Below are 15,788 nucleotides of genomic sequence, written 5' to 3'. Positions count from 1 at the left end.
ATGGACAAGCGTATTTTCGGCATTGAGACCGAATTTGGAATTTCCTATTCAAGTCCGGAGTCCCGTCCGTTGGCGCCGGAAGAGGTAGCCCGCTACCTCTTCCGCAAGGTTGTCAGCTGGGGACGGTCCTCCAATGTGTTCCTGACCAACGGCTCCAGGCTGTACCTCGACGTCGGTTCGCACCCGGAGTATGCCACAGCGGAATGCGACGACCTCGCCCAGCTAATAGCACATGACCGGGCCGGGGAACTGATCCTGGACGACCTCGTCGACGAGGCGCAGCAGCGGCTCGCGGCCGAGGGCTTCAACGGCACGGTGTACCTGTTCAAGAACAACACCGATTCGGCCGGAAATTCCTACGGCAGCCATGAGAACTACCTCATTCCGCGGCGGGGGGAGTTCTCCCGGCTGGCCGAAATCCTGATTCCGTTCCTTGTGACCCGGCAGCTGATCGCAGGCGCCGGCAAGATCCTCAAGACCCCGCACGGGGCGACCTACGCGTTCTCGCAGCGCGCCGACCACATCTGGGAGGGTGTCTCCTCCGCCACCACCAGGTCCCGCCCGATCATCAACACCCGCGACGAACCGCATGCAGACGCCGAATTCTACCGCCGGCTGCACGTGATTGTGGGCGACTCCAACATGTCCGAGACCACAGCCCTGCTGAAGGTCGGAACCGTTGACCTGATCCTGCGGATGATCGAAGCGGGCGTGATCATGCGCGATATGCGGATGGAAAACCCGATCCGCAGCATCCGGGAGATCTCCCACGACCTCAGCGGCCGCGCACTCGTCCGGCTCGCCAACGGCCGGCAGCTCACCGCGCTCGAGATCCAGCGCGAATACCTGGCAAAGGTCACGGCGTTCGTCGCCGAGCAAGGGGCCCACAACGCCCACGTTCCGCTGATCCTGGATCTCTGGGAACGCACCCTTGATGCGATCGAAAGCGGCGACACCAGCACAATCGACACCGAAGTGGACTGGGCGATCAAAAAGAAGCTGATGGACAGCTACCGCGCACGTCACAATCTGGGCCTCGACGCGCCCCGGATCGCGCAGCTTGACTTGACCTACCACGACATCTCCCGCACGCGCGGGCTCTACTACCTCCTCCAGGCCCGCGGTGCCGTCCGCCGCGTGGTCGATGACACCGCAGTGAAGGATGCTGTGGACGCTCCGCCGCAGACCACCCGCGCCAAGCTCCGCGGGGACTTCGTCCGGCGGGCGCAGGAACTGGGCCGCGACTACACCGTCGATTGGGTGCATTTGAAGCTCAACGACCGCGCCCATCAGACACTTTTGTGCAAAGATCCGTTCCGCAGTGTGGACGAACGGGTCGATGCCTTGCTGGACTCTATGGGCTGATACCCAGCTTTCCGCGTTATTCTGGACGAGTGCCGCTCGCGGCCACCGCTTGCTTTGCCGCTGGCCTGTGCCCGGCAAGGCGTCCATCCTGCCCCGACGAAAGTTCTTAAGTGCGCCGACTACTAGCAATTCTTCTTCCCGGGCTGCTGCTCCTGACCGCCTGCGGCGGCGGCGAACCGGCCGCCCCGGAGCCCTCCAGCCAGTCCGCCGGCGAAACGGCCAAGCTGGACTCCCTCAAGCTCACGGAGAACGGCGACAAGAAGGCACCCGGTGTTGAATTCACCAAGCCGCTCGACGTCAAGGAACCGACCGTCAAGGTCGTCAGCGAGGGCGACGGCGACCGGGTCAAGGCGAACCAGATCGCTGCTATTTCCATCATTGCCCTCAACGGCACTGACGGCTCCACCCTGGAAGACACCTTCCCGAAGGACCCGGAGGAGCTCGAACTAAACGACGAGCTCAAAACCAACAGCGCCGTGATCTACAACGCGTTCGTCGGTACGAAGATCGGCTCCCAGCTGGCCCTCGCTGTCCCCGGTGCCGCAGCCGCCGAAGGTGCCGAAGGTGCCGAGGCCAAGCCCACCCAGCTCCTGATCGTCAAGGTCATCTCCGCCAAGGACGCACCCCCCGTCCTCGACAAGCCCGAGGGTGAGACTGTCAGCCCGCCGGCAGGCCTGCCCACCGTGAAGGAAAACGACAAGGGCATCCCGGAGATTTCTGTCGAAGGCGTCGCCGCCCCGACAGCGCTTGTCTCGCAGGACCTGATCAAGGGCAGCGGACCCGCACTCACCGAAGCGGACACCATTACCGTGAACTATGTGGGCGTTGCCCTCGCCACCGGCAAGGTCTTCGACTCCAGCTTTGAGAGCGGCAAAAAGGCCACCTTCCCGCTGACCGGCGTTATCAAAGGCTGGACCCAGGGCCTGGCCGGCAAGACGGTTGGTTCCCGCGTCCTGCTGGTTGTCCCGAAGGACCTCGCCTACGGCGACGCAGGCCAGGGCGACGCAAAGGGCGACCTCGTCTTCGTCGTTGACATCCTGGGCAAGAAGTAACTGCTGCACCCCCACTACCTAAGTCACGCTAGAAGGAGCACCCATGTCATTTGGACAGCGAAACATCGACCGCCAGAAGCCGGAAATTGATTTCCCGGACGGCGCCGTTCCCACCGAACTTGTCATCACCGAACTGATTGAAGGCGACGGCGCCGAAGCCAAGGCCGGTGACACCGTCTCCACCCACTACGTCGGTGTGGCCTGGTCCACCGGCGAGGAGTTTGACGCTTCCTGGGGCCGCGGCGCGCCGCTCGACTTCCGTGTCGGCGTCGGCCAGGTCATCCAGGGCTGGGACCAGGGTCTGCTGGGCATGAAGGTCGGCGGCCGCCGCCGGCTTGAGATCCCCGCCGAGCTCGCTTACGGTGCCCGCGGCGCCGGCGGGGCGATCGGCCCGAACGAGGCGCTCATCTTCGTCGTCGACCTCGTCGCAGTCCGCTAAGCACCGGCACACTGTGACCGCAGCCGGCCCCGCCGGCTGCGGTCCTGAGCCGCTGGGCGCGGCGCCATCCGGGAAGTTCTTCCGGCTGGTGCCGCGCTTTTGCCATATTCGGGAGCAGACTTTAGTACCCTAGCGGGGTGTCAGCCTCACGTACCGAACGCCTCCTGAACCTCCTGATAGCCCTGCTCAACACCACGTACGGCCTGCGCCGCGGTGAGTTGCGGCAAAAGGTGTATCACGACACCACCAGCACCGACGTCGCTTTCGGCCGGATGTTCGAACGCGACAAGGGCGAGCTGCGCCGCTTCGGCTTCGAGGTCGAGACCGTGACGGACAAGGGCTGGGGTTCGGATGATCCGGCCACCACCCGATACCGGATCGGCAAGGATTCCAACCGGTTGCCCGATGTCAGCCTCACCCCGGAAGAGTGCACTGTGCTCATCCTGGCAGCCCAGCTCTGGGAGCATGCAGCCCTCGGTTCGGCGGCCGTCAACGCGGTGCGCAAGCTGCAGGCATCCGGCGGGCTGGTCGACGCCGAGCTCCCCGCCGGGCTGCAGCCGCGGATCCGGCCCGCGGGCCAGGCATTCGAGGACCTCGTCGCCGCTGTGCACGCCCGGCACCCCGTCAGCTTCCGCTACCTGGCCGGCAGCACCGGACGGGAGGAGGCCCGGCTCGTGGAGCCGTGGGGGCTCGGAAGCCGGTTTGGCCAGTGGTACCTCGTCGGCCATGACAGGACCCGGGGTGCCAAGCGTTTCTTCCGCTTGTCCCGGCTCACCTCGGCCGTTGACGTCCTTGCGAAGGAGAACTTCACGGCTCCGCCGGACTTCAACGTACGCGCAGAACTTGCCACGCTGACGGAGCTGCCGGTACAGACCGCCGTCGTGGACGTCCGGGCCGGCAGCGTCCACGGCCTCCGCAGGCGGGCCACCGCCGTCCGCGGGCCGGAAGACGCCGGGGTGACCGCCGCCGGGCGGGACCGCCTCAGTGTCCCGTACCGGGACGCTGAGACGCTGGCGGAGGAACTCGCCTCCTACGGTCCCCGGGTACAGGTGGTATCCCCGCCCGGTCTGGTGACGTCCGTGCGCCGGCGCCTGGCCGGCGCCGCCGACTTCGCGGCGGCGCCGGCCCCGCCGATTGCGTTCCCGGCAACGGGTTCGGCACGGCACGGCCGCAAGCGCACATCCGAAGACCAACTCACCCGGATGCTTCAGCTTGTGCCGTTCCTGGTGCACCACCAGGGACTGCACATCTCGGAGGTAGCGGCGAACTTCGGCATCACCCGGGAAGAGCTGGAAGCTGACCTGCGCATCCTGATCTGCTCGGGCCTTCCGGAGGGCTACCCTGATGACCTGCTCGATATCCAGTGGGAGGACGACCACGTCACCATCACCCAGGACCTCGACCTGAACCGGCCCGTCCGCTTCACAGTGGAAGAGGCCTGCGCCCTGCTGACCGGGCTGGAAACACTCAACAGCCTGCCCGAACTTGCCGAGGGCGGGGCACTGGAATCCGTTACGCTCAAACTTTTGGCCGCGGCCGGGGAGGAAGGCCTGAAGGCGGCCGTCCTGTCCGGACCCGAGGTGGCCCCGGGGAATACTGCGGCCCTGGAGACGGCCCGCCAGGCCATCCGAAACGGCGCCCAGCTGCGGCTGCGTTATTTCTCACCGCTCCGCGATACCGCCTCTACCCGCAACATTGATCCGCTCAGGCTGTATTCGCTGGACAACACCTGGTATCTCGAGGCGTTCTGCCATTCCGCGGGTGCCCTGCGGAACTTCCGGCTGGACCGGATCGACGCCTTGGAAACCACCGGCCAGCCAGTGTCCGGTGAGGCAGCTCCAGACGGGAAGTTGCCGGTCAAACTCTTCACCCCGAACGACGACGACGCGGTGGTGGTGGTCCAGCTGACCCGGCAAGGCGCCGGCCTCGCCGACGAATACTACGCCGAACGGACGGCACAGCTGACCGACGGCGGTCTGCTGGCCGAAATCCGCTTCGGCAGCACTGGCTGGCTGCCGATGTTCGTGGCCCAGCACGGCGGGACTGCACGGATCCTGGAGCCCGAAGAACTTGCCGGCAGTTCCCGCGAATGGCTCGCAGCCGCACTTGCCCAATATGAAGACCAGCCGCTCCGGCGGCTAGAGTAGTCAGCATGCCTTGGTGGTCCTGGATCGTGATCTGGATAGCGCTCGTCGCGCTGTCGCTCTTGCTCTTCGTCGCGCTCGGCGTCCGCTTGTTCCGGACCTTTATGGCCACGGTCAAGGAGCTCGGGGAAGCAGCCGAGAGGTTCGCCAGCTTCCCGTCGGCCGGTCCGGCGTCGGGAAGCAACTCCGAAAACACCCGGCCGGACGGCGCGGGTGACGCCGGGGGCAAGGACCGATCCGTGCTCGCGGGGGAACCCGGATCGGCCGTATTTGCCTCTCCGGACCAGCTGCGGCACGATTACCGGGCAGCCAAAACCGCGCGGCAGGAAGCCCGCCGGCGGCGGCGCGTCAGGCGCAAGATGGACCGCGGCCAGCCCCAACGGCTAAGCGACATCGAATTCACTAAGACGTAAGATGTAACCAAACGAAAGGACCTCCTGTCATGAGACTTGAAGGCTGGCATCTCATCATCATCGTTGTTTTGGCATTGGTGCTTTTCGCGGCACCCAAGCTGCCCGGCATGGCCCGGAGCCTGGGCCAGTCGATGCGGATCTTTAAGTCGGAAGTCCGGGAAATGAAAAAGGACGGCGCTACCGACGACAAAGAGGGCTCCGAGCCTGTCGAGGGCAAGGTCGTCAACCATCCGAAATCCGCCGGCACGGAATCCCGCGCCGAAAGCGGAACCGACGTTCCGCCGCCGAACCGCGCCTAACACCGAATGGCAGTAACAATGGGCCGCCGGTCGAACCCCGAGGGGAAGATGGCGCTCCTCGATCACCTCAAAGAGCTGCGCAACCGGCTCTTCCGGTCCGCGATCGCCGTGATCCTGGGCACCGTCGTGGGGTTCCTCGTCTATCAGCCGATGCTCGCGGCGCTGATCAAGCCGATCAGCGACCTCAACCAGCACTCCGGCCGGCAGGCATCGCTGAACTTCGACGGCGTGGCAAGCTCGTTTGACCTGATGATCCAGGTCTCGGTGTTCCTTGGCCTGATCGTCGCCAGCCCGGTCTGGCTTTACCAGCTGTGGGCGTTTATTGTGCCCGGGCTGCACAAAAAGGAACGCAGGATGGCGCTGTCCTTCGTGGCAGTCGCGGTTCCACTTTTTATTGGCGGAGTCCTGCTGGCGTGGCTGGTGCTTCCGAACGCCGTCCGGGTGCTGACCGATTTCACGCCATCCGGCGGATCCAACTTCATCAGCGCCCAGGTGTACCTTTCGTTCGTGCTGCGGCTCCTGCTCGCCTTCGGCATCGCCTTCCTGCTGCCCGTTGTCCTTGTTGGGCTGAACCTGGCGGGAATCGTCAAGGGAAAGCAGCTCGTCAAAAGCTGGCGGATCACAGTTTTCCTGGTTTGCCTCTTCGCCGCCATGGCTGCACCCGGCGCCGACGCGATGAGCATGTTCTACCTTGCCGGACCCATGCTTGTGCTCTTCTTCAGCGCCATCGGGCTGTGTTTGCTGAACGACCGCCGGCGGGAACGGCGTGCCGTCAAACGGGCCGCCGAGACCGAAGCCACCGCAGACCAGGCGACTCCCGGCTCCGAGCTGGAGAATCTCTAGCTCCCGGCGCACTAGGCTGGAAGCATGTCCTCACTACCCGGTCCGGAATCGCCATCTGAACGCTACCGCGCCAGTGCCGAGCGGGCCGCCGAAGCCAAAACCTACCTGGGCGGATTTATCCGTTCGCTCGCCTTCGAACTCGATGACTTCCAGCGTGCAGCGTGCCTGTCACTGCAGTCCGGCCGCGGTGTCCTGGTGGCCGCCCCTACCGGTGCCGGCAAGACCATCGTGGGGGAGTTCGCCATCTACCTGGCGCTCCAGCGCGGCCTCAAGGCCTTCTACACCACACCGATCAAGGCGCTGTCCAACCAGAAGTACGCTGAACTCGCGGACAAATACGGTGCGGACCAGGTGGGCCTACTCACCGGCGACACCAACATCAACGGGGACGCCCCGGTGGTGGTGATGACCACCGAAGTGCTCCGCAACATGCTCTACGCCGACTCGAGCACTCTGGGCGACCTCGGCTACGTCGTGATGGATGAGGTCCACTACCTTGCGGACCGCTTCCGCGGCGCGGTCTGGGAGGAAGTCATCATCCATCTGCCCAGCGAAGTCCAGCTTGCCTCGCTGAGCGCAACGGTCTCCAATGCCGAAGAGTTCGGCGCCTGGCTGGATACTGTGCGCGGCCAGACCGACGTCATCGTCTCCGAGCACCGTCCCGTTCCGCTGTGGCAGCACGTGATGGTGGGCCGGAAGATCGTGGACCTCTTCGCCGGCGATACCAGCTTCGATGAGATCGCTCCGGCCGGCGAGGCCGCCGTGTCCGCCGTGCCCGCCCGGCTGAAGGCCGCGGGCTCCGGCGCCGTCAGCACCGAACGGCCGGGCTTTGACGTCAATCCCGAGCTGCTCTCCATGGCCCGCGCCGAGAGCCAGATGAACTTCCGCGGACGTTTTGGCCACGGCGGCCGGAACGTCCGGCGCCAAAGCAGCCGGCGCGACGAGGCCCCGCAGGGCGACCCGCGCAGCCCCGTCCGGAAAGCCAGCCGCCCCCAGGTCATCGCCAGCCTGGACAGACAGGACCTCTTGCCGGCCATCACGTTCATCTTTTCCCGGGCCGGTTGCGATGCCGCCGTGGCTCAGTGCGTCGCGGCAGGGTTGTGGCTTACCACCGAGCAGGAACAGCTCATCATTGCCCGGCGCGTCGATGAAGCGGCGCAAGACATCCCGCCCGACGACCTGGACGTGCTGGGCTTCTGGAGCTGGCGCGACGGCTTGCTCCGCGGCCTCGCGGCCCACCACGCCGGAATGCTGCCCACTTTCAAGGAAGTGGTGGAGAAGCTCTTCGTCGACGGACTCGTCAAAGCCGTGTTCGCGACCGAGACCCTGGCGCTCGGCGTCAACATGCCGGCGCGCTCCGTGGTCCTGGAAAAGCTGGATAAGTTCAACGGTGAGGCGCACGTTAACATCACCGCGGGGGAGTACACCCAGCTGACCGGACGCGCCGGGCGCCGCGGGATCGACGTCGAGGGCCACGCCGTGGTGCTGTGGCAGCCCGGGACAGACCCGGCGGCAGTAGCCGGGCTCGCCTCACGCCGCACCTATCCGCTGAATTCGAGCTTCCGGCCCACCTACAACATGTCCATCAACCTGCTGGCGCAGTTCGGCCGCCCCCGGGCCCGGGAAATCCTCGAGTCCTCGTTCGCCCAGTTCCAGGCCGACCGGTCCGTCGTCGGGCTGGCGAAACAGGTACGCGGACGCGAGGAGTCCCTGGCCGGCTTCAGTAAATCGATGAGCTGCCACCTGGGTGATTTCACCGACTACTCACGAATCCGCCGCGCCCTCTCCGATGCAGAGAAGAACGCTTCCAAGACCAGCTCCCGGGCCCGGAAGTCGGTCACCGAGGACTCCCTGAGCCGGTTGCTTCCCGGGGACGTGGTGGACGTACCGACCGGGCGGGCACCCGGACTTGCAGTGGTCCTCAGCTCCGACCACCACTCCCGCGAGCCGCGGCCGGCGGTGATGACGCTGGACAACCAGCTGCGGCGGATCGGAACCCAGGACGTGGAAGGGCCGCTGGCCCCGATTACCCGGGTCCGGATCCCTAAGTCATTCAATGCCAAGGTGCCCAAGTCACGCCGGGACCTGGCGTCCTCGGTCCGCAACGCCCTCCGGGAAAACCGGCCGCCGGCGCCGCCGAGCAGGAACGATGACTTTGGCCGCGCCGCTGCGCAGCCGGATCAGGAAAAGCGGATCGCTGAGCTGCGCCGCGAACTCCGCGCCCACCCGTGCCACGGGTGCAGCGAACGGGAGGACCACGCGCGCTGGTCGGAGCGCTATTGGAAGCTTCGGCAGGAGACGGACGGGCTGGTGCGCCAGATCCAGGGCCGGACCAACACCATCGCCAAAACCTTCGACCGGGTGTGCGGAGTCCTCTCCGGCTACGGGTACCTGGAGACGTCGGAGGACGGCGTGCTCACCATCGGAGCGGATGGTCAACGGCTGCGCCGGATCTACGGCGAAAAGGACCTGCTCATTTCGCAGTCGCTTCGCCTCGGCGCCTTTAATGACCTGGACGCCGCCGAAGTGGCCGCCCTGGCCAGCGTTTTGGTCTACCAGGCCAAACGTGAGGAACGTGGCCTCCGGCCCAAGCTGCCGAGTGTTTCGCTGGAATCCGCCGTCGACATTGTGGTGCGCGAATGGTCAGCCCTGGAGGATGTTGAGGAAGCCAACAAGCTCCCGCTGACCGGCGAACCCGAACTGGGCCTGGCCTGGCCGATGTTTAAGTGGGCCAAAGGCCGTCACCTGCAGGAGGTCCTCAGCGGGACGGACCTGGCCGCCGGCGACTTTGTCCGGTGGGTGAAACAGGTCATCGATTTGTTGGACCAGCTGGCGAAAATCCCGACGCTGGACCCGCGGGTCTCGCGGCTGTGCGCCGAGGCCATCAAACTCATCAAGCGCGGCGTCGTCGCGTACTCCTCAGTGGCCTGACCGCCGCTGCCGGCCGTCGGGCCGGGCCCCCACCGTCGTCGAACATGTCCGGCCACACCGGCCACCAGTTGCAAGGAGTCCAAGACCCATGACAGATTCACCGGCCATCCCCGCGCCGCGCAAGGTAACGCTCTACCGCAACGGCTCCGTCTACACGGCCGCGGATCCCTTCGCGACGGCGCTGCTGGTCGACGGCGACACCGTCGCCTGGGTCGGGTCCGAGCAGGCTGCCGGCTCGATCGCGGACGCCTCGATGGAGATCATCGACCTTAAGGGTGCGCTCCTGGCCCCCGGATTTGTCGATTCCCACGTCCATCTCACGGAAACCGGGATTGCCCTGGACTCGCTGCAGCTCGGCGACGTCCGCTCTGCCCGGGAACTGCTCGACGCCGTCGCCGGTTCCACAGCCAACGGCACAGTGCTCGGCCACGGCTGGGACGACACCCAGTGGACGGACTCAGCACTGCCTTCCCGCGAAGAATTGGAACGTGCCGCCGGGGGACGGGACGTCTACCTGTCCCGTGTTGACGTGCACTCGGCAATCGTCTCCTCCTCGTTGGCGGCAACCGCCGGTCTGCACGGGAGGGACGGTTTTGGCGAGGGCAGCCAGGTCAAGCGCGCGGCGCACACCGCCGCCCGGCTCGCTGCCCGTCAACTGCCGGCCGCCGCCTTGCGCGGCTACCAGCGGCGGGCGCTCACCGAGGCAGCGGCCAACGGCTATGTCGCCGTGGCGGAAATGGCCGCGCCGCATATTGGCAGTATCGAGGACCTGCAGCTCGCCGCGGCCTGGAACTCGGGCGCAGACGCCGTTCCGGAGGTCCTGCCCTACTGGGGTGAACTGGCAACCTCGGCAGACCAGGCCCGGTCTCTGCTCGACAGCCTGGGCGTGCCGGTACTCGGGCTGGCAGGGGACCTGAACATGGACGGCTCCATCGGTTCGCGGACCGCGGCACTGCGGGCGGACTACAGTGACGCCCCAGGCGAACGCGGGAGCCTTTATCTGTCGGTCGCGGAAGCCGCCGCGCACCTGTCCGTATGCTCGCTGTTGGGCATCCAGGCGGGCTTCCACGTCATTGGCGACGCCGGTCTGGATGCGGCGCTGGAGGCCCTGGACCTGGCGGCGGCAGACGTCGGTGAACAACGGGTCCGGGCAGCGGGCCACCGTCTCGAACATGTCGAGCTCGCTGACGCCGACTCCATCCGCAGGCTGGCGGCCTACTCGGTGACGGTCAGCGTCCAGCCCGGCTTTGATGCTTCATGGGGCGGCGGGGACGGTCTCTACCAGCAGCGCCTCGGGTCCCGGCGGGACGGCATGAATCCTTTTGCATCCTTCTACGCCGCGGGTGTGCCGATCTGCTTTGGCAGTGACAGTCCGGTCACTGCGATGCGGCCCTGGGCAAGCGTCCGGGCCTGCCTGCAGCACAACAACCCCGCGGAGCAGATCTCGGCCCGCGCGGCGTTCCTCGGCCACACCCGGGCAGGCTGGCGCGCCGCCCGGTATCGCAACCCGATGGCCGGCCAGCTGGTACCTGGCGCCCCGGCCAGCTTCGCAGTCTGGGAAGTAGAGGAACTTATGGTGCAGGTAGCTGACGGCCGGGTCCAGTCCTGGAGCACGGACCCCCGCGCCAGGACGCCGCTGCTGCCTGCCCTGGATACCGGCTCCGAGCCGGTCTGCCTGCAGACAGTCAAGGACGGCCGCGAACTATATTCCAGCGGCTCGCTGCGAGGCTGACCGACTGCGGATCCGGCCGCTGCCAGCGGAAAATTCGAGCCCCGACAAGCCCGCCTGACCTGCGGCAACGGATAAACCGGCAGGTCAGGAAGCGGTTGACAGATCGGGGCCGGCCCGTAGCATTGAGGGTCAACGGAGGGTTGCGTACGCCGCAGACTCCGGACGTCCCCCGGTCATTTCCAGGTTGCCGCAAGCCGGCAGCTGACTTGGTCATGGCCACGGGTACCACAGGGGGCAGGTCCACTTCGCAGCAGAAAACGGTTTCTGCGGCCCTATCCGCTGGCCGCCGCAACTGGCCCGAAGCGGGTGGATCTGCCCCGGGACCTGCCGCGGACCCAGCGGGCCCGGTGACTGCCTATAATGGAGAGTTGCGCCTGGTGTCAGTTCTGAAGTGACTGGCCGGGCGTTTGACCGCTCCCTCCAAGGAAAGGCCTCGCTGTGCGTGTCCTCACGATCATCCCGACCTACAACGAGCTGGAATCGTTGCCCAAGACTCTCGGGCGCCTGCGCACGGCTGTGCCTGGCTCCGACGTCCTGGTTGTCGACGACAACAGCCCCGACGGCACCGGGCAGCTTGCGGACCGCTTTGCCGCTGAGGACAGCCAGGTCCACGTCCTGCACCGAGCGGGAAAGGCCGGACTGGGCGCAGCGTACATCGCCGGGTTCAAATGGGGCCTCGCCGCCGGTTACGACGTGCTCGTCGAAATGGATGCTGACGGTTCGCACCAGCCGGAGCAACTTCCGCAACTGCTCGAGGCCGTCGAACAAGGCGCCGACCTCGCCATGGGCTCGCGTTGGGTACCGGGCGGCAGCGTCGTCAACTGGCCGCTGTACCGGCAAGCCATCTCCCGGGTCGGCAGCACCTATGCCCGGCTCCTGCTGGGTTTGAAAATCAAGGATGTTACCGGCGGTTTCCGTGCGTTCCGGCGCAGCACCCTGGAGAAGCTGAACCTGGACGCGGTTGATTCCGTCGGCTACGGCTTCCAGGTGGACCTTGCCTGGCGCGTGGCCAAGCTGGGTCTGACAATTGTCGAACGGCCCATCACCTTCGTTGAACGCGAACTGGGCGCCTCGAAGATGAGCGGAAACATCGTGGTCGAAGCCATGATCAACGTCACCAAGTGGGGCCTGGCCGCACGCTGGAACACTTTGTCCGGCAAGCTTGGCAGCCACAAGCGCTAGCCCTCGCCCGTCCGGGGACAAAAAAGGGGCCGGCCTGCACCGTCTGTGACGGTGCGGGCCGGCCCCTTTGCTGTGCCTGGACTGCGGGTTCCTTAGGCGGAGCGCCGTTCGCCCCGGCGTTCGCGCAGGATCGTCAGGCGGTCTTCGAGGATCTGCTCAAGTTCCGGCAGGGAGCGACGTTCCAGGAGCATGTCCCAGTGCGTTCGAACGGCCTTTTCGTTGAGGTTCACCGGGCGTTCGCCATCAACGAGCAGGGCTTCTTTGCCTGTTTTGGAGACCCACACCGGGGGGATCTCGGCTTCGGAGGAGAAGGTCACAAAAACCTGCTCGCCGTCCGCGCACCGGTACTCGACCCGCTGGCGCGGAGCCGGCTCGACACCGGACTCGGTCTCCATGCTTTGGGCGCCAAGGCGCATACCCCGCAGGCTGCGATCGCTCATCTTTTCTCCCTCTATTCGGTTCGCAGGGTCAGGCCCTGCGTGAGCCGGGGGCTGTGGGGCCGCGCCGGACTACGGTTTGCATTGCGCATTCTCACAGGACCCTTAACGGATACAACGTCACTAAAGAAAACGCTTTGCGAAGCTTAAATGTTCCGCCGGACCGAACCGGCCGGACAAATATTTAAGTATACGCGAACGGGCCGTCCCCGGTAAAGCTTAGGGAACGGGCTGCCCTCGCGGGATGCGGAAAGGGGAGGCACCCGCCAGCGGCGGATACCTCCCCTTGACCGGGAACGCTTAGGGCTCTTGCCGGCCCTTGAGATCCACTCCGCCGTCGGCGGGGCCTCCCGCGGACGCTGCCGGTCCGGCGGTTTCGGCCTTGGCCGCGTCAGAATCAGGCCCAAAAAGCCCATCGTTGGCCTGGCCGTCCTTGCTTCCGCCGAGGGCGCTGCCGATACCTTTGAGCGCCTCGCCGACTTCACTCGGAATGATCCACAGCTTGTTCGCCGAGCCTTCGGCGATCTTCGGCAGGGTCTGCAGGTACTGGTAGGCCAGGAGCTTCTGGTCCGGGTTGCCCTTGTGGATCGCACCGAACACCTTTTGGATGGCCTGGGCTTCACCGTCGGCCCGAAGGATCGCCGCCTTGGCGTCGCCTTCGGCCTTCAGGATCGAGGACTGCCGCTGGCCTTCAGCGGTGAGGATGGCGGACTGCTTGGTGCCCTCCGCCGTCAGGATGGCGGCGCGCCGGTCCCGTTCGGCGCGCATCTGCTTCTCCATCGAATCCTGGATGGAGTGCGGCGGATCAATCGCCTTGAGCTCCACCCGCGAGACACGGATGCCCCAGCGGCCGGTCGCCTCGTCCAGCACACCGCGGAGTTGGCCGTTGATCTGATCACGTGAGGTGAGGGCTTCTTCGAGGTTCAGGCCGCCCACAACGTTTCGGAGCGTCGTGGTGGTGAGCTGTTCGACGGCCTGGATGTAGTTCGCGATCTCGTACGTGGCTGCCCGCGCATCGGTGACCTGGAAGTAGACCACCGTGTCGATCGAAACGACGAGGTTGTCCTCGGTGATCACCGGCTGCGGCGGGAAAGAGACCACCTGTTCACGCAGGTCAAGCAGCGGCAGCAGCCGGTCCACAAACGGGATCAGGATCGTAAGGCCGGGGTTCAGCGTCCGCTGGTACTTGCCCAGCCGTTCGACGACGCCGGCCCGTGCCTGCGGGACAATCCGAACCGACCGGACCAGCACTATTATTACGAACGCAACGAGCACCAGCAGCACGATTGCGACTGCGATATCCATACTTCACCTATTCCCCAGATTTGGTCTTGCCATGGTGTGCGGCGGAGTCCCGCCGCGTCCCCGGCGCCGGTGACGGCCGCCGGAATTCTTGCTTCGGCTACTGGACGGCAGTTTCCTGCTGCGGGGCGACGACGGCAGTAGCGCCGTCGATGGCTCTGACAATTACGTGCTGGCCAGCGGCCAGCATGCCGGTCTCGGAGCGGGCGCTCCAGACGTCGCCGCCAATTTTAACCAGGCCGCCGCTGGCGCTGACCGGCTCCATGACCAGCGCGGATTCACCGATCAGCCTTTCGACGTTGCTCCGAAGGTCGTCCGGACCCTTGCGGAGGTGCTTGAGCGCGACGGGCCGGACGAAGCCGATCATCAGCAGCGACACGACGCAGAACGCCACGATTTGCAGGCCCAGGTCGGCCCCCGCGAATGCTGCCACCAGTCCGGCCAGAGCGCCACCGCCAAGCATGATAAAAAAGAGGTCCAGAGTGAGCATCTCTACCACGGCAAAAACCAGGAACACCGTGAGCCACAGCGCCCACCAGTTTTCGGCTAGCCAGTCCAGCATCATTCCCCCTTCGCCCCAGGGGCTGCAGGCGCAGACCCTCAGTTACTCTCATTCCATCCTAAGCCGATAGGCAAGCCGTGCGGAGGGCCGCAGAAATCAGTTTGCGAAAGTGGCCAAGTCGTTATCTGCGGCTTTGGCGCGCGGCTCAAAGACACTGATCCGGAACCGGGCAGAGACGGCTGTGCGCGGCGGCAGCCCGGCCGCGAAGGCCAGCAGGGCATCCCGGTTCAGATGGTGCCCGGCGGGGCCCATCAGGGCCAGCCGAAGGACGTCGTCCGGGGAGAGCAGCAGCGGCACATCCAGATCGTCGGTGGAGAGCGTCGAAAAGTGTCCTTCGAGTGAGGCCGCGAGCCGTTCGTCCTTTGTCGGCTCGATCCCAAGCATGCCGGACTGGCCTGCCACCTCTTGGAGATGTCCCGGCCGCGGAGTCACCACAATCAACCGGCCGACAGGGCGCAGCACCCGGACAAACTCATTTGGGTTGCGCGGCGCGAAGACCACAGTGATGACATCGACGCTGCCGTCACCCAGCGGCAGCGGCTGCCACACGTCGCTGACGAGGTTTACCGCCTCGGGGTTCAGTTTCGCGGCCCTGCGGAGGGCGAACTTAGAGATGTCCAGGCCGATCGCCCGGGCGGGCGTCCGGTCCAGCGCGGCCTGGTCCAGCACAGCCCGGAGATAGTGGCCGGTGCCCGTTCCTGCGTCCAGCACAACCGGAGGCGTTTGCGGGTCAACGCCTGCGAGGAAGCGGGCGGACAGTTCCGCCACGGCATCCGCGAGCGGACGGTAGTGGCCGGCGCCGAGGAATTCGAAGCGCGCCGCCACCATGTCGGCCGAATCGGCTTCGAATACGGTGCCTTTACCAACGAGGAAGTTGAAGTACCCCTGCTTCGCGGCGTCGAAGCTGTGCCCGGCAGGACACTTCAGGGCCGGCACGCCAGGTCCGCCGGGAGCCAGCCGGGCCCGGCAGACCGGGCAGAGCAGCAAGTCGGGGGAAACGGGGGGCATACTGTCCATCCTAGGTGGCCGGTCCGCGGCGGCGGCGTTCCAGAACGGCACAGCGCCGCCGACGTGAGCTATTTCACTG

At 65.9% G+C, this 15,788-nt stretch carries 14 protein-coding genes; 10 read left to right on the top strand and 4 right to left on the bottom strand.

The annotated features are described in order from the left end of the window. From pafA to QMG72_RS03170, 10 genes are all read left to right on the top strand, one after another. Positions 1-1,365, top strand: a complete 1,365-nt coding sequence (pafA, locus tag QMG72_RS03215; protein ID WP_282359916.1) for a Pup--protein ligase — start codon at positions 1-3, stop codon at positions 1,363-1,365. 110 nt (positions 1,366-1,475) lie between these two features. Then, positions 1,476-2,417 (top strand): FKBP-type peptidyl-prolyl cis-trans isomerase, encoded by a 942-nt coding sequence (locus tag QMG72_RS03210; RefSeq protein WP_282359915.1) that lies wholly within the window; start codon positions 1,476-1,478, stop codon positions 2,415-2,417. A gap of 43 nt (positions 2,418-2,460) precedes the next feature. Then, positions 2,461-2,856 (top strand): FKBP-type peptidyl-prolyl cis-trans isomerase, encoded by a 396-nt coding sequence (locus QMG72_RS03205; RefSeq protein WP_282359914.1) that lies wholly within the window; start codon positions 2,461-2,463, stop codon positions 2,854-2,856. Positions 2,857-2,993: 137 nt separating this feature from the next. Next, positions 2,994-5,003 (top strand): helix-turn-helix transcriptional regulator, encoded by a 2,010-nt coding sequence (locus QMG72_RS03200; protein WP_282359913.1) that lies wholly within the window; start codon positions 2,994-2,996, stop codon positions 5,001-5,003. Between the two features lie 5 nt (positions 5,004-5,008). After that, the gene (locus QMG72_RS03195; RefSeq protein ID WP_226775841.1) at positions 5,009-5,413 is read left to right on the top strand and encodes an alkaline shock response membrane anchor protein AmaP; all 405 of its coding nucleotides are present in this window, start codon (positions 5,009-5,011) and stop codon (positions 5,411-5,413) included. Positions 5,414-5,442: 29 nt separating this feature from the next. After that, on the top strand, positions 5,443-5,712 hold the full coding sequence (gene tatA / locus QMG72_RS03190; RefSeq protein ID WP_226775840.1) for a Sec-independent protein translocase subunit TatA: 270 nt from the start codon (positions 5,443-5,445) through the stop codon (positions 5,710-5,712). A 6-nt stretch (positions 5,713-5,718) separates the two neighbouring features. After that, complete coding sequence (gene tatC, locus QMG72_RS03185) at positions 5,719-6,555, top strand: twin-arginine translocase subunit TatC (RefSeq protein WP_226775839.1); 837 nt, start codon at positions 5,719-5,721, stop codon at positions 6,553-6,555. Between the two features lie 24 nt (positions 6,556-6,579). Continuing rightward, a complete protein-coding gene (locus QMG72_RS03180) occupies positions 6,580-9,486 on the top strand; it encodes a DEAD/DEAH box helicase (protein ID WP_226775838.1) in 2,907 nt (968 codons plus the stop codon). An 88-nt stretch (positions 9,487-9,574) separates the two neighbouring features. Then, positions 9,575-11,218, top strand: coding sequence for an amidohydrolase (locus QMG72_RS03175; protein ID WP_282359911.1), 1,644 nt, complete (start codon positions 9,575-9,577; stop codon positions 11,216-11,218). Positions 11,219-11,656: 438 nt separating this feature from the next. Beyond that, positions 11,657-12,400, top strand: a complete 744-nt coding sequence (locus QMG72_RS03170; protein WP_226775836.1) for a polyprenol monophosphomannose synthase — start codon at positions 11,657-11,659, stop codon at positions 12,398-12,400. Positions 12,401-12,492: 92 nt separating this feature from the next. Here QMG72_RS03170 and QMG72_RS03165 read toward each other — a convergent pair whose 3' ends face one another. The 4 genes from QMG72_RS03165 to QMG72_RS03150 form a co-directional block, all read right to left on the bottom strand. Then, on the bottom strand, positions 12,493-12,840 hold the full coding sequence (locus QMG72_RS03165) for an RNA polymerase-binding protein RbpA (protein ID WP_024367218.1): 348 nt from the start codon (positions 12,838-12,840) through the stop codon (positions 12,493-12,495). A 297-nt stretch (positions 12,841-13,137) separates the two neighbouring features. Continuing rightward, the gene (locus tag QMG72_RS03160; RefSeq protein ID WP_226775835.1) at positions 13,138-14,142 is read right to left on the bottom strand and encodes an SPFH domain-containing protein; all 1,005 of its coding nucleotides are present in this window, start codon (positions 14,140-14,142) and stop codon (positions 13,138-13,140) included. 97 nt (positions 14,143-14,239) lie between these two features. Next, positions 14,240-14,701, bottom strand: a complete 462-nt coding sequence (locus QMG72_RS03155) for an NfeD family protein (protein WP_226775882.1) — start codon at positions 14,699-14,701, stop codon at positions 14,240-14,242. 96 nt (positions 14,702-14,797) lie between these two features. Beyond that, on the bottom strand, positions 14,798-15,709 hold the full coding sequence (locus QMG72_RS03150) for a methyltransferase domain-containing protein (RefSeq protein WP_226775834.1): 912 nt from the start codon (positions 15,707-15,709) through the stop codon (positions 14,798-14,800). Positions 15,710-15,788 lie beyond the last annotated feature (79 nt).

The sequence above is a fragment of the Pseudarthrobacter sp. PH31-O2 genome, assembly GCF_030063265.1.
In the GTDB taxonomy this organism is placed as follows: Bacteria; Actinomycetota; Actinomycetes; order Actinomycetales; family Micrococcaceae; genus Arthrobacter.
The sequence above is the reverse complement of the archived record's forward strand: the minus strand, read 5'-3'. Positions and strand labels throughout refer to the sequence as shown.